Origin of the sequence: Exiguobacterium sp. UBA6282, from assembly GCF_002440475.1 — a bacterium.
Taxonomy (GTDB): Bacteria; Bacillota; Bacilli; order Exiguobacteriales; family Exiguobacteriaceae; genus Exiguobacterium_A.
The window spans coordinates 39,932-57,580 of the sequence record NZ_DJUM01000024.1 but is presented as its reverse complement, the minus strand read 5'-3'; the positions used below and the strand labels follow the sequence as shown (position 1 = coordinate 57,580).

General features: G+C 47.6%; 15 protein-coding genes. 6 read left to right on the top strand and 9 right to left on the bottom strand.

The features are described from left to right. Positions 1-3: 3 nt before the first annotated feature. The gene (locus B2751_RS08010) at positions 4-2,271 is read right to left on the bottom strand and encodes a ribonucleoside-diphosphate reductase subunit alpha (protein WP_056062774.1); all 2,268 of its coding nucleotides are present in this window, start codon (positions 2,269-2,271) and stop codon (positions 4-6) included. A 461-nt stretch (positions 2,272-2,732) separates the two neighbouring features. On the opposite strand from B2751_RS08010, the gene B2751_RS08005 reads away from it, so the two are divergent. Genes B2751_RS08005 through B2751_RS07990 form a run of 4 tightly spaced genes read left to right on the top strand, consistent with a single transcriptional unit; the run spans position 2,733 to position 5,513 of the window. Then, complete coding sequence (locus B2751_RS08005) at positions 2,733-2,972, top strand: NifU N-terminal domain-containing protein (protein WP_035406091.1); 240 nt, start codon at positions 2,733-2,735, stop codon at positions 2,970-2,972. A gap of 57 nt (positions 2,973-3,029) precedes the next feature. Continuing rightward, positions 3,030-3,824, top strand: a complete 795-nt coding sequence (locus B2751_RS08000; RefSeq protein ID WP_035406088.1) for a glycosyltransferase family 2 protein — start codon at positions 3,030-3,032, stop codon at positions 3,822-3,824. 4 nt (positions 3,825-3,828) lie between these two features. Beyond that, positions 3,829-4,326, top strand: a complete 498-nt coding sequence (locus B2751_RS07995; RefSeq protein WP_035406085.1) for an Lrp/AsnC family transcriptional regulator — start codon at positions 3,829-3,831, stop codon at positions 4,324-4,326. Then, entirely contained in the window at positions 4,323-5,513 is a 1,191-nt protein-coding gene (locus B2751_RS07990; protein WP_290774139.1) for an aminotransferase, read from the top strand. Before B2751_RS07995 ends, B2751_RS07990 begins: the two co-directional genes overlap by 4 nt. Positions 5,514-5,551: 38 nt before the next feature. On the opposite strand, the gene B2751_RS07985 is transcribed toward B2751_RS07990, so the two are convergent. Then, complete coding sequence (locus tag B2751_RS07985) at positions 5,552-6,439, bottom strand: MazG nucleotide pyrophosphohydrolase domain-containing protein (RefSeq protein WP_290774136.1); 888 nt, start codon at positions 6,437-6,439, stop codon at positions 5,552-5,554. Next, the gene (locus B2751_RS07980) at positions 6,405-6,590 is read right to left on the bottom strand and encodes a hypothetical protein (protein ID WP_056062777.1); all 186 of its coding nucleotides are present in this window, start codon (positions 6,588-6,590) and stop codon (positions 6,405-6,407) included. Before B2751_RS07980 ends, B2751_RS07985 begins: the two co-directional genes overlap by 35 nt. Positions 6,591-6,679: 89 nt before the next feature. Between B2751_RS07980 and ytvI the strand changes: the two genes are divergently transcribed. After that, complete coding sequence (ytvI, locus tag B2751_RS07975) at positions 6,680-7,804, top strand: sporulation integral membrane protein YtvI (RefSeq protein ID WP_056062778.1); 1,125 nt, start codon at positions 6,680-6,682, stop codon at positions 7,802-7,804. Here the strand turns inward: ytvI and B2751_RS07970 are convergent. From B2751_RS07970 to B2751_RS07960, 3 genes are read right to left on the bottom strand one after another with little or no spacing between them, the layout of a single operon-like run. Next, positions 7,784-8,452, bottom strand: coding sequence for a DUF429 domain-containing protein (locus B2751_RS07970; RefSeq protein WP_290774133.1), 669 nt, complete (start codon positions 8,450-8,452; stop codon positions 7,784-7,786). The two genes, ytvI and B2751_RS07970, sit on opposite strands and share 21 nt — an antisense overlap. After that, positions 8,433-8,603 (bottom strand): hypothetical protein, encoded by a 171-nt coding sequence (locus B2751_RS07965; protein ID WP_156358998.1) that lies wholly within the window; start codon positions 8,601-8,603, stop codon positions 8,433-8,435. Before B2751_RS07965 ends, B2751_RS07970 begins: the two co-directional genes overlap by 20 nt. Then, positions 8,600-10,012 (bottom strand): leucyl aminopeptidase, encoded by a 1,413-nt coding sequence (locus B2751_RS07960; RefSeq protein WP_035406065.1) that lies wholly within the window; start codon positions 10,010-10,012, stop codon positions 8,600-8,602. Before B2751_RS07960 ends, B2751_RS07965 begins: the two co-directional genes overlap by 4 nt. A gap of 352 nt (positions 10,013-10,364) precedes the next feature. Between B2751_RS07960 and ptsP the strand changes: the two genes are divergently transcribed. Further along, positions 10,365-12,089, top strand: coding sequence for a phosphoenolpyruvate--protein phosphotransferase (gene ptsP, locus B2751_RS07955; RefSeq protein ID WP_056062784.1), 1,725 nt, complete (start codon positions 10,365-10,367; stop codon positions 12,087-12,089). 108 nt (positions 12,090-12,197) lie between these two features. On the opposite strand, the gene B2751_RS07950 is transcribed toward ptsP, so the two are convergent. From B2751_RS07950 to ptsG (B2751_RS07940), 3 genes are all read right to left on the bottom strand, one after another. Continuing rightward, positions 12,198-13,715 (bottom strand): MDR family MFS transporter, encoded by a 1,518-nt coding sequence (locus tag B2751_RS07950; protein ID WP_290774129.1) that lies wholly within the window; start codon positions 13,713-13,715, stop codon positions 12,198-12,200. A 153-nt stretch (positions 13,716-13,868) separates the two neighbouring features. After that, a complete protein-coding gene (gene ptsG, locus B2751_RS07945; RefSeq protein WP_290774126.1) occupies positions 13,869-15,980 on the bottom strand; it encodes a glucose-specific PTS transporter subunit IIBC in 2,112 nt (703 codons plus the stop codon). A gap of 129 nt (positions 15,981-16,109) precedes the next feature. Beyond that, the gene (ptsG, locus tag B2751_RS07940) at positions 16,110-17,633 is read right to left on the bottom strand and encodes a glucose-specific PTS transporter subunit IIBC (protein ID WP_290752189.1); all 1,524 of its coding nucleotides are present in this window, start codon (positions 17,631-17,633) and stop codon (positions 16,110-16,112) included. Between the last annotated feature and the right edge of the window lie 16 nt (positions 17,634-17,649).

Below are 17,649 nucleotides of genomic sequence, written 5' to 3'. Positions count from 1 at the left end.
ATCTTATGATGAACACGATTCACATTCGTCGATCTCAACCGTCGTCGAACGCGTGTAGTAGATCGTCTTCATCCCAAGTTGCCATGCTTCCATGTGCATCTCGAGTAATTCTTTTGCTTTGACGTTATTTTTCACGTACAGGTTAAAGCTGATCGCTTGGTCGATGTGACGCTGACGCGAAGCATTTTGACGAATGCTCCATAACTGGTCAATCTCAAACGCTGATTTATAGAACCAGTTCGTTTCCGGTGTTAAATCCGGAACGGTAACTGGGATCTTATAGTTTTTCTTCTCTTCTGAGTAGACTTTTTTATAGATTGGATCAATCGATGCCGTACTTCCCGCAATGATCGCCGTCGATGAGTTCGGTGCGACTGCCATCAAGTAAGCGTTCCGCATCCCGTGCGCCGTGATGTCGGCTTGGAGACGATCCCAATCGAGTTCATCCGTCGTTTTGTAGTGGCGACGTTTGATGTACTCTCCTGTTTGCCATTCTGAACCTTCAAAGAGACGGTACGCGCCTTTCTCTTTCGCAAGTTGCATCGACGCATCGATCGTCAAGTAAGCGATTTTCTCGTAGAGACGGTCTGCGTATTGCACCGCTTCGACCGATTCCCAACGGATACCTTCGAGCGCGAGCAGATGATGCCAACCGAATGTTCCAAGACCAACGGCACGGTATTTTTGATTCGTCAATTGTGCTTGCGGAACATCGATCGTATTCAAGTCGATGACGTTATCAAGCATCCGCATTTGAATCGGAATCAATCGTTCGAGAACATCTGAACGAACCGCACGCGCAAGCGCAATCGATGATAAGTTACAGACGACGAAGTCACCTGGTGTCTTCGTGACGATGATTTTACCGTCTTCTGTATATTCTTCTGTCACGGTCGTCGGACTCATGTTTTGCATGATTTCCGAGCACAGGTTTGATGAATAGATCATGCCTGCATGTTTATTCGGATTCGCACGGTTAACGGCGTCACGGAAGAACATGTATGGCGTCCCTGTCTCAAGTTGCGAACGCATGTAGCGTTTGACAAGATCAATCGCTGGGACTGTTTTTTTGCTGAGACGCGGTTCGTTGACACATGCTTCGTATCGTTCCGTGAAGCTACCGCCTTGTTCTGTCTCATCGAAATAATCTTCAAGGCTGAAGCCCATAATCGTCCGAATTTCGTGTGGGTCAAACAGGTGCCAGTCTTCTCGTGCTTCTACAGCACGCATGAAGCGGTCTGGTAAGTTAACGCCCGTGAACAAGTCATGTGTCCGAAGTCGCTCGTCCCCATTGTTGAGCTTCGCATCTAAGAACTCGAGGATGTCCTTATGCCAGATGTCAAGATACACGGCGATTGATCCTTGGCGCATACCGAGCTGATCGACGCTGACTGCCGTATTGTTCAATTGTTTCATCCATGGGATGACACCACTTGAAACACCTTTAAAGCCTTTGATGTCTGATCCACGTGAGCGAATTTTCCCCATGTAGACACCGATTCCGCCGCCACCCTTAGAAAGTGTCGCTACATCCGTGTTCGAGTCATAGATGCCGCGTAGCGAATCATCGACTGTATCGATGAAGCATGATGAGAGTTGACCATATGATTTACCGGCGTTCGAAAGCGTCGGTGTCGCGACCGTCATGTAGAGGTTCGACAATGCCCAGTAGGCTTCTTTGACGAGTTCTAAACGACGTTCCTTCGGTTCGTTCTGCATCAGCGTCATCGCGATGACCATGAATCGTTCTTGCGGTAGCTCGTACAAATTTTTGACGTGATCACGTGCAAGATACCGGTCTGCCAGTGTCCGAAGGCCAATGTATGTGAACAGGTGGTCGCGGGAAGGATCAATCGTTGCCGACAGTTCGTTGATGTCTTCTTTCGAATACGCATCCAGTAAATGTTTCGTGAAGATACCGATTTCTGTCAGCTTTTCAATCAATGTATACAGCGAACCATATCGTTCTTCCGCTGCATATCCGCGGTTTTCACCCGCTTCTAGATATAACCGATTTAAGTAAGTCGCTGTCGCTACGAATGTCCAGTTCGGCTCTTCTGCCTTCAACATATCGAGTGCATGCATCGTTAACAGTTCATAGACTTGATCTGCTTGTAAGGACTTCCCTTCAAGCGCTCGGATGGCACGTTCTGTATAGCGGTCGATATCAAGTTCCGGATACGTTTCCGTCGCTTGTCGAATCACGACATATACGTCTTCTATTGTCATTGCACCCTTAAAGATGCGTGCTGTATTCAGTGGAGATGCCACTATGAACCACTCCCATTCTCTATCGTTAAACAGGTTCGCATTACACGATGAAATACGCTAAACTAAAAAAAGACGTCCTACATATAGAAAGAACTCTACAAGTATCACTCTATATATAGACGTTTTAGACGTTTTTAAACCTGTTAATGTACAAGATATAGGTTATCACTGAAATCTAAAAAAATAACCCCTTGCTTTGAAATTCAGGTCAAACAATTTGAAAAAGGCATCATGACGCCTTTTGAGATATATTGAGATAGCGAGTAAAACATATTATAAGTTCACGCGAACCCTTAAAATAAAGATGAGTCATTTCTCCTATCAGAAGAAAAATAATCTCTTCGAATTTTCTGATATACTGAACGTACCGATCTTCCGTTTGGAGGAAGAAGGATTGAATCCAACTATCACGAAAAGATGACATATGGCATATACGTATGTACGTTGAAAGGAGCTTACCTATGCAAGTCGATTACACACCAAACCCGAATTCCGTCAAAATCACGCTCGAGGAACAGCGCTTCGGTGCGAAAAGTACGAGTGTCAAAAAAGAAGATACACCGGAAGATACGTTGCTCGCATCTTTGATCGCGATCGACGGCATCGATAATCTATTCGCTTACGGCGACTTCGTGACGGTCACGAAAGAACCAGAAGCAGAATGGAATGAGCTGCTACCACGTATCGAAGCAAACATGTAAAAAAACAAGAAGACACCTGTTCCTGAACAGGTGTCTTTGTTCAAGGAGTGATCGCTGATGCCAACCGTATCCATCATCATCCCGACATACAATCGTCCTCGCGAACTAGCAGAAGCGCTAGAAGCGTTGACACGTCAACACTATCAGGACTTCGATGTCATCGTCCTAAACAATAATGGCGACGATGTCTCAGCAGTGACCTCTGCCTATCAGGATCGTCTGCAGATCACATATGTCGAGTTACCTGAAAATCATCACGTCCGTGCTCGAAATCACGGTGTCATGCTCGCTTCCGGTCGGTATATCTTACTTCATGATGACGATGACCTCTTATTACCGAGTCATCTCGAAGAGGCAGTCGGTGATCTCGAAGCCGGCGCGGATCTAACGTATACGGACGCGGAGCTCTTTACGTATCGCTGGGAAGACGGTCACCGGATTGCACTCCATTCCGAACCGTTCGCGTACCCGTATGATCCGGAGACGATCCGAGAAGACTCGACGTACATTCCGTCCGGATCGCTCTACCGTAAATCGCTCCACGATCAACTCGGTCTGTTTGATGAAGACGTCTTCAACTACTGGGACTGGGACTGGATTTTACGCGTCGGTAAGGATCATTTAGTGTTACATCCGGCACGAGCAACCGTCCTGTACGCCTTCAACCCGTCCGGCAATCATGAGTCGGCACGACAAGACGCAACGCGACGCGTCTATTTTGACCGCCTGGTCGAAAAACATCAACTTCCGACACGTGAAATGAAGAACTTCCATATTGTTCAGGAAGAACGACGCGCACGATTGCGACAGACACGCCGTACCTTCAATGGTCAATTGACAGAAAGTGAGTGATTCCATGTACACCGAAAAACAACTCGAATTATTAGCACTATTAACACAAAATGGTCCGATGGACGTAAACTTACTTGCGCAGATGCTCGATTGGGAAGCGTCAGAAGTAGCAGCTTCGATCGAAACATTCAAACGTGACGGTGTCCTACTCGGCTATACCGCCGTCATTGACTGGCAAAAGATTCATGCCCATCACGGCGTGACAGCTTTCATCGATGTCAAAGTCACACCAAAACGGGGACGCGGCTTTGATGAAGTCGCAGAGCGGATCCATCGTTTCCCGGAAGTGACGTCCCTGTATCTGATGTCAGGCGCATATGACTTACAAGTCGTACTTGATGGCAAATCGCTACAAGAAGTGTCTCAATTCGTTTCTGAAAAATTATCGACACTCGACTCCGTCATCTCGACGACGACCCATTTCCGCTTAAAGACGTATAAGCACGATGGCGTTCTCTTCAGTCAGGATGATGACGACAAACGATTGAAGGTGTCTCCATGAAATCTTTATCAACACGTGTCGAACAGCTAGCCCCATCCGGCATTCGTCGTTTCTTTGATTTAGCCGGATCGATGGAAGATGTCATCTCACTTGGTGTCGGTGAACCCGATTTCGTCACGCCATGGAACGTCCGAGAAGCAAGCTTTGCAGCACTTGAACAGGGCTACACCGCATACAGTGCTAACGCCGGTTTACTCGAGTTACGTCAGGAAATCGCGCTTTACATGCAAGAAAAGTTCGCCATCTCCTATTCGACGACGGAAGAGATTATCGTCACGACCGGAGCTTCGGAAGGACTTGACCTTGCGTTTCGTAGTTTGATCAATCCGGGAGATGAAGTCATCGTCGTTGAACCGGCGTTCGTTTCATATGCCCCTTTGATCGAACTTGCTGGAGGAATTCCTGTCGCCGCTGCATGTCACGCAGAAGACGGTTTTGCGATTCAACCGGAAACGATCGAACAGTTGCTGACGGACAAAACGAAAGCAATCATTTTCTGTTTCCCATCGAATCCGACAGGCTCGACGATGACACGCGATCAATTAGCGGACCTCGCGTTACTTGTTCAAAAGCATGATTTATATGTCATCAGTGATGAAATCTATGCGGAGCTATCCTACGAAACGGAAGCGATTTGTTTTGCGACCCTTCCTGGTATGCGGGAGCGGACAATCATCATCAATGGTTTCTCGAAAGCCTTCGCGATGACGGGCTGGCGGCTCGGCTTTACTTGCGCACCACCTGCGATCACGCAATCGATGCTGAAGGTCCACCAATATGGAATGATGTGTGCACCAACACTCGTCCAGTTTGCAGGAATTGAAGCGCTCCGTTCTCGTCATAAGACGGTCCCTGATATGGTGACAAGTTATCGCCAACGCCGGAATTACTTCGTCAAGGCGTTAAACGATGCGGGTCTCCCGACGCACTTACCAGGCGGTGCCTTTTATGCTTTTCCTTACATTGGTCATACCGGGCTGACGAGTGAGCAGTTCGCTGAGCAATTGTTGCTCGCTGAGCGCGTCGCCGTCGTTCCAGGATCCGTCTTCGGAGCAAGTGGTGAAGGCTATGTCCGAGCAAGTTACGCGAGTTCAATCGAACAACTGCAAGAAGCCATCGCGCGCATTCAGCGCTTCATGAAAAAATGGCAGACTCAGAATGAGACAACATCGTCTCATTCACACTAAAAATAAGCCGCTTGCTCAAACGAGCAGGCGGCTTATTTTTAATCGACATAGAAAACAAGAAACATCCGATAGTCGTCTTCCGCATGATACGGCGAGACTGGACCGAGTTGTGGCGCAAAGACTTCCAACCGATACGGTGAGTCCTTAAAGTCAAGCGGTGTCCGTTCCTTGATCAAACGTCCCATTTCATCCGCCAGCTCTTTGACTTCAACTAGACTACGCGAGCGTTCCATCGGTGCTTCGAAGACAAACGCCTCGATTCCTTCAATCGTTGCACAACGTAGGAAACGCCGGAGCGAAGGGAGTGCCGTCTCCATATTCTCCTTTAGCGTTTGATCCTCTTCGTACGCAGGGGCTCCCCAGAGACGTGCCTCACTTCCTGTCGCACTCCGAAAGTGATCAATCGTTTTTTCGGTAATGGGATCACGTGTCAAGGCAAAGCGTGTTTTATCCCGCTTGAGATTCTTTTCATTCGTCCGATCGATTTCCGACAGTAAATCGAGTTGAAGTGGTCGTGCTAAACGAAATAATTCCCGTTGCAGACGTGCGATAGAATGACCGATTGGAACAATTGTATCCTTCGCTTTAGGCGGTTTATCCCCTTCGTATCCATTCATGACGCGTGCGACTTGACCAGCTTCATGCACAAGTAGATAAAAGGAACCATCCTGATCATCGTTTACCGTTCCGAGTGTCTCATGTTGCACCGCAAGATCCGTCACGTATTGATTGGCAAGACACGTCGAGATCATCAAAACGTCGACAAGTTCTGAACGAAGAGCTTCTTGATCTCTTTGTTCGAGTGCTTCGCCGACTTCACCGATTTCTTCTGTCAAGCGTGCGAGACCAGATAGCGGTCGAAAATAACCTCCGAGTGAACGAATCGTCGCATCAACCTTTTGTTGCAGTATCTTCATCTGTTCCATCTGTCTGATCCTCCACGATTGCTTGACGTACTTGCGCCTCCGTCTCTTGTTTGACACGTTTGGCAAACGCCTGATTTTTCTTCCATTCTCGGATTCCAACGGATGTCGCAGCAATCAATGCAGCAAATAATCCGATTTCTCTTTTACGCATCGCTTTCTCCTCCTTTTGAATGACTCGTTCCCTACCTAAACATGATATGATGATATCAATTCTACATAATCCAGTAAGAGGTGTTGCTTGTGTCGACTGAACGTCTTTGGCAAATGGCCCGGTTCTTGACGGTGATCTTCGCCTTCGTAGCTGTTGGATGGTTACTCATCCGCCTCTCGTCCATTTTGTACCCGTTTGTCTTTGCGTTTCTGCTTGCTCTTTTCAGCCGTCCGCTCGTCGATTTCTTTCAAAAGCGATTACGGATCAATCGTGGATGGGGTGCGTTGTTGTCCATCATTTTGATCAGTGGTTTATTGATCGGTTCGCTTGCCTTGATCATCATGCAGTTGATTCGCGGTCTCGTATTTGTCGCCAATCAATTACCGGCACAAATCCAAGAGTTGAGTCTGTATTTCCAAAAGCTATATAACGAAAAACTGGCACCGATTTGGAACGATGCGTCCGAAGCATTACGTTCATTAGAACCATCCCAACAAAATACGGTCCAAAACAGTATTCAATCGCTCGGTAGTTCGCTTGCGAGTGCGATTGGAGAAGGCTCAAAAAGTGTTGCGATGATGCTTCAATCTGTTCTTGCGACTTTGCCATCGATTGCGTTGATTTTCGTCATCGTCTTACTCGCTTGGTTCTTTATCGCAAAGGATTGGCACCAGTACGAAATGCGATTGAAGCGCTACGAGATGCTTCCTTGGTTCGCTCGTGTCGAGTCGGTCTTCTTGAGCTTACGATCTGCCTTATTTGGCTATCTTAAAGCGCAGCTCACGTTGATCACGATCACGTTTTTCATCGTCTTGATTGGTTTGTTCATCATTGGTGTCGATCATCCATTCGCAGTTGCTTTCATCGCTGCCTTCTTCGACATCTTACCCTATCTCGGTACTGGTTCCGTCTTCCTGCCTTGGATCGCCTACTCGGTGATTACTGGAGATACGACGCTTGCGATTGGACTTGGCATTTTGTACGCCATCGTCATTCTCCAGCGCAACATCATGGAACCGAAGATCGTCGGCGATAACATCGGCATTCAACCGATTACGGCATTGATTGCGTTGTTCGTCGGTATCAAATTCTTCGGCGTCTTCGGGTTAATCCTTGGACCATTGATTGCCGTCATCTTAAAAGCACTCTACAATGCACAGATTTTCCATTACATCTGGGACTTCGTGAAAGGATCACCCACACCATTTCGGTGAGGGTGATTTTTTGGGTACAGCGGCATATAAAGGATACCCTTCCGTGTCCACTGGTTGACTTGCTGGAAAGTAATCGTATGGAAAACGTGCACCGGTCGCAAGCAGACAAGCATCAAGCCAATCATCAATCGCGACGTTCGGCTGACGCTGTTCCCATAACGGGGGACAATCGTATTGTTCAAGTAATTCGATTCGTTCCGCTATGCCTTCCTTTGTTTTCTTGGAAAAACGTGCCGGATGACCGGCGAGGCGTGCAAAGCAGACTTCCGGATGTGATTCGATCATTTCAGATCGATACGCATGACGGACTTCTCGGATTTTCGGCAATAGATACCACGCTTGTTTCGAAAGTCCGATACCAGCATGTTGTTTCGCTAAATCATTTGCTTCCATATAACTTGATGTTGTCAACGCACTGAGAAATGGTGCATTAAAGACACTACTCGTTCGTCCGGGGCGCAGTTCCTGTCGCAACAGCTGATCTGTTTCGCGTCGTCCTTCCATCAAACCGATCGGCATATCGATCCAAATTCGGTCGGCTGGCGGGATCTGTCCAAGCGTCAGTTCGATTGATCCTGAGTACGTCTCATTTTCGTACCTGACGACGACCCATCCTGCCTTTGCCGCATCAATCCCGATGACGTGCATTCGTCTTCTCCCGGAAAGAACGCAGTAGTGATAAGACCGTGAAGATACCGATAAATGTCGCAAGACCGAGCGATAGACGATCTCGTGCATCCAAGTACCAGACGACGGTAAGAATCGTCAACAAGACGCCGAGTAGATTCCAACGTCTCATTTTTCTTGCTCGACGAATCGATACAGACTACGAACCATGACACCCGTTGCTCCTTTTGGACCAATCTCAGACGCTTGATTCTGTTCCGATGTTCCCGCGATATCGAGGTGCAACCATGGTGTGTCGCCGACGAATTCCCCGACGAACGCACCACCGAAGATCATGTGTCCCATGCGTCCCGGTGAGTTATTCAAATCTGCGACATCTGAACGGCGGACTTGTTTGATGAACGCATCGACATATGGCATTTGCCAAACCATCTCGTTCGTCTCTTTCGTCACCTGTTCAAAGCGTTCGTAAAGTGACGCATCATTCGTCAACGCACCTGTGATTTCTGTTCCAAGGGCGACAAGGACACCACCTGTCAATGTTGCGAGGTCGATGATGGCTTTCGGCTGGTACTCTTTCACGTACGTGACTGCATCTGCGAGGACAAGTCGTCCTTCTGCATCCGTGTTCAAGACTTCAATCGTTTTTCCTGCCATCGATGTGATGACATCATCCGGTTTGAAAGCATCCCCAGAAATCATATTATCCGTTGCCGGAATGACGCCAATGACGTGAACATCAGGTTTGAGTTGACCGAGTGCTTCAAACAGACCAAGAACTGCTGCTGCGCCTCCCATATCTCCTTTCATCCCGACGATCCCGTCTTTTGGTTTGATCGAATAACCACCTGTATCGAACGTGACACCTTTTCCGACGACAGCAATCGGTGCTTCTACTGAGCCTTTGTATTCAAGGACGATCAACTTCGGCGGAATGACCGATCCTTGATTGACGGCAAGCAAGGCACCCATGCCAAGTGCTTCCATCTCTTCCTTATCGATGATTCGGAGATCATGTCCATGACGCTCCGCGATGAAGCGTGCTTCGTCCGCAAGCGCTGGCGCCGTCAAAAGATTTCCCGGCATCGTTACGAGACGTCGCGCCAAGTTCGTTGCTTCCCCTAAGGCTTTTCCGCGACGCACTGCCTCGTCTTCAGAAGGTAAGACCGTTAGATGAAGCGTGTACGCTTTAGAAGGAGATGTTTTATAATGTTTGACCTCATATGTAGCGAGGGTGAATGTCTCAGCAATCAGTTCGACCGGTTGACCTGGAAACGTCGTCGCGTCGACTGTCACCTGTTCTAAGCGGCGTGCTTTGACATGTTGTGCGGCTTTTCCGAGCAAACGGCGCAAGTTGTCTTGCGAGAGTTGATCGACTTTCCCAAGTCCGACGAACAGCACACGTGCGACGTCTCCCGATAACGTCGGCAACAGACGAAGTTCTCCCCGTTTCGTTGAGATATCACCTTGACGGACCCACTCTTCTAGTTTGTCACCATACAGTGCTTGTAATCGTTCATCAAGCGGTTGATTCCCTGATATCCCGACGATCAGTACGTCTACGGGTTGATTCGTTTGCATAAAAATTCCCCCTTTATCTAATACCTATTAGTATGAAGTGTTTTCAGTCATTTTCCAACTGATAGCCTCTCAACGAATCGCAAACGCTTACATAATTCTTGTTTGCCAATTTGTCGAAATGCTTGGTTTCAAACAATTGTTGCCCGTTTCACAATATGATAGGATTAAACAGGTGAAATATTGAGACACTTCAAGAAACGATGCGTTTGCTGTTCCGGGAAATGTCTACGTTTTCATTCAAGGGAGAGTGCGCAGAAGGCTCGTTAAGAGAGAGGCGTTTATGGGTATCTATAGATAGCTAAGAAACGAAGTCGTCGCGTTAAAAAAACTTACTGAAAAGAGGGTAATGCACATGGCACAACACATCAAAGGAATTGGCGCTTCTGCAGGGATCGCGATTGCAAAGGCATTCGTGATGGAAACACCGGTCTTTGAGATTCCATCGCACAAAATCGAGGATGCGGCTGCGGAAAAAGAACGTTTCCAAGCAGCGATCGCAAAATCGAAGACGGAACTCGAAGTCATTCGTGAAAATACCTTAAAAGAATTAGGTCCAGATAAAGCGGAGATCTTCTCGGCTCACCTTCTAATCCTAGAAGATCCGGAAATCGTTAGTCAGGTGAACGCAAAAATCGAGGACGAGCAAGCAAATGCTGCGAAAGCACTCGATGAAGTCGCGAACATGATGGTCATGATTTTCGAATCAATGGATAACGAATACATGCGTGAACGTGCAGCGGACGTCCGCGACGTCACGAAACGGACGATGGCTCACCTTCTCGGTATCACGTTCGTCACTCCAGCTCAAATTAACGAAGAAGTCATCATCATCGCGGAAGACTTGACTCCTTCAGATACGGCACAATTGAATCGTAAGTATGCTAAAGGTTTCGCAACGAACATTGGTGGCCGGACATCGCACTCTGCCATTATGTCACGTTCACTCGAAATCCCAGCAGTCGTCGGAACAAAAGTTGTCTTGACGGACGTTAAACACGGCGATCTTCTCATCCTTGACGGTGCGGAAGGTGATGTCATCGTCAACCCAAGTGAAGAGCAAGTCGCTGAGTATGAAGCAAAACGTGCAGCATACATCGCACAAAAAGAAGAGTGGAAAAAACTCAAGAACGAAAAAACAATGACGGCTGACGGTCACCACGTCGAGCTCGCTGCAAACATCGGTACACCAAACGATGTCAAAGGCGTGCTTGAAAACGGAGCAGAAGCTGTCGGTCTCTACCGTACAGAATTCCTCTACATGGATGCAGAGACATTCCCAACGGAAGACGAGCAGTTCACAGCATACAAAACAGTTCTCGAGTCAATGGGCGATAAAAAAGTCGTCATTCGGACGCTCGATATCGGTGGCGACAAAGAATTGTCGTACCTTGATCTCCCACACGAGATGAACCCGTTCCTCGGTTACCGTGCGATCCGTCTCTGTCTCGATCAAACAGACTTGTTCCGTACACAATTGCGCGCACTTCTTCGTGCAAGTGCATACGGTAAACTCGCTGTCATGTTCCCAATGATCGCAACAATCGAAGAGTTCCGTGCTGCAAAAGCACTTCTCCTTGAAGAGAAAGCAAATCTCCAAGGTGAAGGTGTCACTGTATCAGAAGACATCGAAGTCGGTATGATGGTCGAGATCCCAGCAACTGCGGTCATGGCTCGTCAGTTCGCAAAAGAAGTCGACTTCTTCTCTGTCGGAACGAACGATTTGATTCAATACACGATGGCAGCAGACCGGATGAACGAAAAAGTATCGTACCTGTACCAACCGTTCAATCCTGCGATCTTGAACCTCTTGAACAACGTCATCACAGAAGCACACAAAGCAGGCAAATGGGTCGGCATGTGTGGTGAGATGGCAGGAGAAGAATTGGCACTCCCAATCCTTCTTGGGCTTGGTCTTGATGAGTTCTCGATGTCTGCTTCATCTGTCCTTCGCGCACGTAGCTTGATGACACGCCTCAACAAGTCAGAATGTGAAGCAATCGTCGAGCAAGTGCTTGATATGGATACAGCAGAAGAAGTCGTCGACTTCCTCAGCACGACATTCGATATCAAAAAATAATTTCTGTTAGACGAATCTGGAGTAATCCAGGTTCGTCTTTTTTTATGCCGATTAACAAAAAAACAACGCCCTCTTTTAAATAAGAAAGAAGGCGTTGTTGAAACCTGATTATTGAGCTTGTTTTTTCTTCTCTGGGGTCGCTTGTTCCGATAAAATCGGACGCTCGTTCCCCATTAAGAAGATAAAGATGACACCGAGTACTGCTGGAATCAAGGTCCAGAAATAGACGGTAGAGATGGATTCTGCAAGCGATGTCTTGATTGCTGTCGCGACTTCTGGTGGCATCTTCGCAAAGGCAGCTGCCGTCGGGAACTGCCCACCTGACGGCGCTCCACCTTGCGGCAATCGATCCGCTACAGCCGATGTGAACGTTCGTGATTGAATGATGCCGAGGACCGTGACACCAAGCGTCATCCCGATCGTCCGGAATGTCGATCCCATCGACGTCGCAGCACCACGACGTTGCATCTCGATCCCATTGATGCTTGCTAGGTTCAACAACGAGAAGCTAAAGCCAACACCGAACCCAAGAATGATCATATAGATCGTTACTGCTGTACGCGATGTCTCAAGCGTCATTGTACTGAGGAGATAGACACCGAGTAGGAAAAAGACAGCCGAGACGATCATGACATTTCGGAAACCAAACTTATTCGGCAACTGGCCACCGAGCTGCGCCGAGATGACTGAGGCAATTAACATCGGCATCAGGATCAGACCGGAGTTCGTCGCACTGCCACCAAAGACACCTTGAACGAAGATCGGAATGAACACACTCGCCGAGATGAAGACGAATCCATAAAAGAACGCAACGCCTTGTGTTGCTGCAAATAAACGACGACGGAACAGACTGAATGTAATAACTGGATCCGCGGCACGGCGTTCAGCGAATGCGAAGGCAACGAACGCGACGAGTGCTGCTCCGAACAGACCAAGAATTTGTGGTGAAGACCATGCATACTCTTTCCCACCCATTTCGAGCGCGAGTAAGAATAAAACCAATCCTGCAACAAGCGTAAAGGCACCGACGTAGTCGATTTTCTGTGTCCGGTGAACTGGTGATTCCTGATAGAAGACCGTCACGAGACCAAGGGCAATCAATCCGAGTGGGATGTTGATATAAAATACCCAGCGCCAGTCGAGGGAATCCGTCAATACGGCACCAAGCAACGGTCCGAAGATACTCGAAATCCCGAAGACCGCTCCGAACAATCCACTGACTTTCCCACGTTTCTCCGGTGGGAAGATATCAAAAATAATCGTAAAGGCGATCGGCATCAACGCACCGCCACCAAGCCCTTGCAAGGCACGATACGCAGATAATTCAATGATTGAGTCTGCCATTCCACACAAGATACTCCCTATCATGAAGATAAGCATCCCAAAGAGGAAGAAGCGTTTTCTTCCATACATGTCGCTCAATTTACCGAAAATCGGCATCCCGGCAACGGTTGCAATCATGTAAGCCGACGTGACCCAAGCGTACTGATCAAACCCATTCAGTTCACTGACGATCGTCGGCATCGCCGTCGCAACGATCGTGTTATCCATCGCTGCGACTAAAATACCAATCAATAATCCGATGACGACAGGTGTCGTATTCGTTTTTGTTGTAGTCGAAGACATCGACGCACCTCATTTCTAAAAAATTAGCTAACTCTTATAATAGCTAACTCATTGTATCATCATATGTGCAAAATCTCACTATCAAATATGCTCTACGATATTTTCACACAAAAAAAGACGGACCGTTCGTGACGATCCGTCGCTTTTCTTCCTTTACTCTACACGATATGAAATCGCTTCTCCGGCTTCGACCGTCTGTCCGACATCGACGTCGACTTTTCGATCGCCAATGTTCGTGACGATGATCGGTGTTAGTAAAGATGGCACGAGTGGTCGTACTTGCTCGAGATCGACATTGAGAAGTGGTGTCCCCGGTTCGACACGATCTCCAGCTTTCGCTAATGCCTCAAATCCTTTTCCTTCAAGTGACACTGTATCAATACCGATGTGAATTAAGATCTCATCTCCATTATCTGCAAGAATACCGATTGCGTGTTTCGTCGGGAAGAAGGTTGTGATCTCACCAGAGACGGGAGAGACGACATATCCTTCCGTCGGTTCGATCGCATATCCGTCACCCATCATACGACCGGAGAATACTTGATCCGGTACATCATCCAGAGAACGAATAATACCGCTCAGTGGTGCGACGTATCCATCTTCAGGCACATAAGCACCACCACGATCCCCAGCGAGTGGTCCCGTATCGGTTGTACCCGATCCAGAAGTTCGCGCTTCATCTCCTGTTGGAACTTGTGGAATCGGATCAGCTTCCGGTGTCTCTTTCGGTTTGTAATTTGGATCTTTCATGATATCTGCCATTTCTGACTTGATCCCATCAGATTTCGGTCCAAAGATTGCCTGGACGTTATCTCCGACTTCAAGGACACCGGCAGCACCGAGCTCTTTCAAGCGATCCTTGTTGACACCTGATTTATCATTGACCGTAATCCGAAGACGCGTGATACAGGCATCGAGGTGCTTGATGTTCGATGGACCACCAAACGCCTGCAGGATTTCATACGGAAGATCACCTGCTTGTGCCGTCGATGTCGCAGCACCTTCTTTAATCGCTTCACGTCCTGGAATCTTCAGATCGAATTTCGTGATGACGAAACGGAAACCGAAGTAATAAATGACGGCGAAAACGAGACCGACTGGAATGACAAGCCACCACGAAGTGCGATTCGGTAAAATCCCGAACAACGTGTAGTCAATTAATCCGCCGGAGAACGTCATCCCAATCTTAACGTTTAGCAAGTCCATAATCATGAACGATAGACCTGCAAAAACAGCGTGCACAGCGAACAAAAGCGGTGCAACGAATACGAATGAGAACTCGACTGGCTCCGTGATCCCAGTTAGGAAAGACGTCAATGCAGCTGAGAAGTAAAGACCTTCAACAGCTTTTCGACGATCTTTTGCGACAGTATGGTACATTGCAAGACAGGCTGCTGGCAAACCGAACATCATGAATGGATATTTCCCAGTCATATATGTCCCTGCTGTAAATGGTACACCGTCCTTTAATTGTGCAAAGAAGATTCGCTGGTCCCCATTGATGATCGTTCCTGCTTTATCCGTATATTCACCGAATTGGAACCAAAAGCTTGAGTACCAAATATGGTGAAGACCGAACGGAATCAATGAACGTTCGACGAGTCCAAAGATGAAGGCAGACAACGGTTCGTTCGCTTCGATGATTGTTTTGGAGAACGTATTGATGCCTGTTCCGATCGGTGGCCAAATATATGACAAAGCAAAACCTGCGACAAGACTGAACAAGGCGGTCGCAATCGGAACGAAACGTTTACCTGCAAAGAATCCAAGGAAATCAGGCAGTTTGATTTTAAAGAATTTATTATAACTGTACGCTGCTATCAAACCGGCAATGATCCCCCCGAATACCCCCATTTGCAAGGTCGGTATCCCAAGGACCGTCGCATACGACAAATCACTCGCCTTTTGTGCTTCTGTGATTTTTTCTGGTGTAATCTGCAAGAATGAACTGATGACCTTGTTCATGATCAGGAAACCGACGATGGCTGCTAAGCCGGCGACCCCTTCTCCGTTCGCAAGGCCAATCGCGACCCCTACAGCGAACAATAATCCGAGGTTCGCAAAGATGATGTCACCCGCATCCTGCATGACTCGCCAGATGACGACAAGCGAATCGTTCTCCAGAAACGGTAAATATTGTGTTAAGTTCGGGTTTTGAAACGCTGTCCCGAACGCAAGCAATAATCCCGCTGCCGGCAAAATCGCTACCGGTAACATCAGGGCCTTACCGATCCGCTGTAAGACACCAAACACGTTTTTCCACATGCGCATATTCCCTCCTTTTTTTAAACAAACTACTTAATTCATACCCTAAAATATTCTAGTGCAAAACGATTCTAAACGATTTCGAAAAAAAAATGAGCCCTTCCGCAGAAGGACTCATCTTAAAAAACATTAGACTGTTTTTTCTTGTTTACGTGACGTGATGACAGCTTGAATCTCAGACTTGATGTTGTCTGATTTCGGTCCATAGATCGCTTGGACGTTGTTACCAACTTCAAGGACACCAGCAGCACCTAATTTTTTCAACTCATCTTTGTTGACTTTCGATTTGTCGAGAACTTCAACACGAAGACGTGTGATACATGCATCCAAGTGTTTGATGTTCGACTCTGAACCGAGTGCATCGAGGATACCTTCAGCAAGTTCAGAACCTTGAGCAGATGAAGTCTCTTGAACTGCATCTTCACGACCTGGAGTTTTCAGGTTGAATTTGCGGATTGCGAAACGGAATCCAACATAGTAGATGACAGAAAGTGCAAGACCGACGACGATGACAAGCCACCACTGCGTGCGTCCTGGAAGAACACCGAAGAGAAGGAAGTCGATCAAACCACCAGAGAATGTCATACCGATCTTAACGTTCAACAATTGCATTGTCATGAACGAAAGACCTGCGAAAACTGCGTGAACTGCGAACAAGATTGGAGCTACGAATAAGAACGCGAATTCGATTGGCTCTGTGATACCTGTCAAGAATGCTGTAAGTGCTGCTGATCCAAGAAGACCACCAACGACTGCACGACGCTCTGGGCGAGCTTCGTGGTACATTGCGAGTGCTGCTGCTGGAAGACCGAACATCATGAACGGGAATTTACCAGTCATGAACGTACCAGCTGTTAATTTTGCGTTGTCTTTCAATTGTGCGAAGAAGATCGCTTGGTCACCATGAACGACTGTTCCTGCTGCATTCTTATACGAACCGAATTCGAACCAGAATGGTGCATAGAAGATATGGTGAAGACCGAATGGAATCAACGAACGTTCGATGAGACCGAAGACGAATGCTGCGAGTGTTGGGTTTTTCTCCATCATGAAGTGAGAGAACGTGTTCAATCCATCTTGCGCGAACGGCCAGACGAATACGAGAACGAGACCTGCAACCAATGAAACAACTGCTGTGACGATTGGAACGAAACGTTTACCAGCAAAGAATCCAAGGAACTGTGGCAATTCGAGATTATGATACTTCCCGTACGCCCAAGCTGCGATTAGACCGATGATGATACCACCGAATACCCCAGTTTGAAGTGTTGGGATACCGAGTACGTTTGCATATCCTTGACCGTTAGCAACCATTTCAGGTGTAACGCCGAGCCATACGCTCATTGTTTTGTTCATGATCAAGAATCCGACGATTGCCGCAAGTCCGGCTGCGCCGTCCCCTGCAAGACCAATCGCGACACCGACCGCGAATAAGAGTGCTAAGTTACCGAAGATGATATCCCCAGCTGCTTCCATCAATTTTGCAACCTTGATGATTGCATCATTTTTTAAGAACTCGAGTTTTGACGTCAAGTTCGGATTTTGCATCGCGTTACCGAATCCGAGTAGGATACCGGCAGCTGGCAAAATCGCTACAGGAAGCATCAACGCTTTACCGACACGTTGAAGAACAGCAAAAATCTGTTTAAACATGTGTGTTTCCTCCTTT

Excerpts from the sequence above, each read along its gene's own strand:
- B2751_RS08005 (WP_035406091.1), top strand. The coding sequence starts at position 2,733 with ATGCAAGTCGATTACACACCAAACCCGAATTCCGTCAAAATCACGCTC.
- ptsP (WP_056062784.1), top strand. The coding sequence starts at position 10,365 with ATGGCACAACACATCAAAGGAATTGGCGCTTCTGCAGGGATCGCGATT.
- B2751_RS07985 (WP_290774136.1), bottom strand. The coding sequence starts at position 6,439 with ATGGAACAGATGAAGATACTGCAACAAAAGGTTGATGCGACGATTCGT.
- B2751_RS08000 (WP_035406088.1), top strand. The coding sequence starts at position 3,030 with ATGCCAACCGTATCCATCATCATCCCGACATACAATCGTCCTCGCGAA.
- B2751_RS07990 (WP_290774139.1), top strand. The coding sequence starts at position 4,323 with ATGAAATCTTTATCAACACGTGTCGAACAGCTAGCCCCATCCGGCATT.
- ptsG (WP_290752189.1), bottom strand. The coding sequence starts at position 17,633 with ATGTTTAAACAGATTTTTGCTGTTCTTCAACGTGTCGGTAAAGCGTTG.
- B2751_RS07980 (WP_056062777.1), bottom strand. The coding sequence starts at position 6,590 with ATGCGTAAAAGAGAAATCGGATTATTTGCTGCATTGATTGCTGCGACA.
- B2751_RS07995 (WP_035406085.1), top strand. The coding sequence starts at position 3,829 with ATGTACACCGAAAAACAACTCGAATTATTAGCACTATTAACACAAAAT.
- B2751_RS07950 (WP_290774129.1), bottom strand. The coding sequence starts at position 13,715 with ATGTCTTCGACTACAACAAAAACGAATACGACACCTGTCGTCATCGGA.
- B2751_RS07960 (WP_035406065.1), bottom strand. The coding sequence starts at position 10,012 with ATGCAAACGAATCAACCCGTAGACGTACTGATCGTCGGGATATCAGGG.
- B2751_RS07970 (WP_290774133.1), bottom strand. The coding sequence starts at position 8,452 with ATGCACGTCATCGGGATTGATGCGGCAAAGGCAGGATGGGTCGTCGTC.
- ptsG (WP_290774126.1), bottom strand. The coding sequence starts at position 15,980 with ATGTGGAAAAACGTGTTTGGTGTCTTACAGCGGATCGGTAAGGCCCTG.
- B2751_RS07965 (WP_156358998.1), bottom strand. The coding sequence starts at position 8,603 with ATGAGACGTTGGAATCTACTCGGCGTCTTGTTGACGATTCTTACCGTC.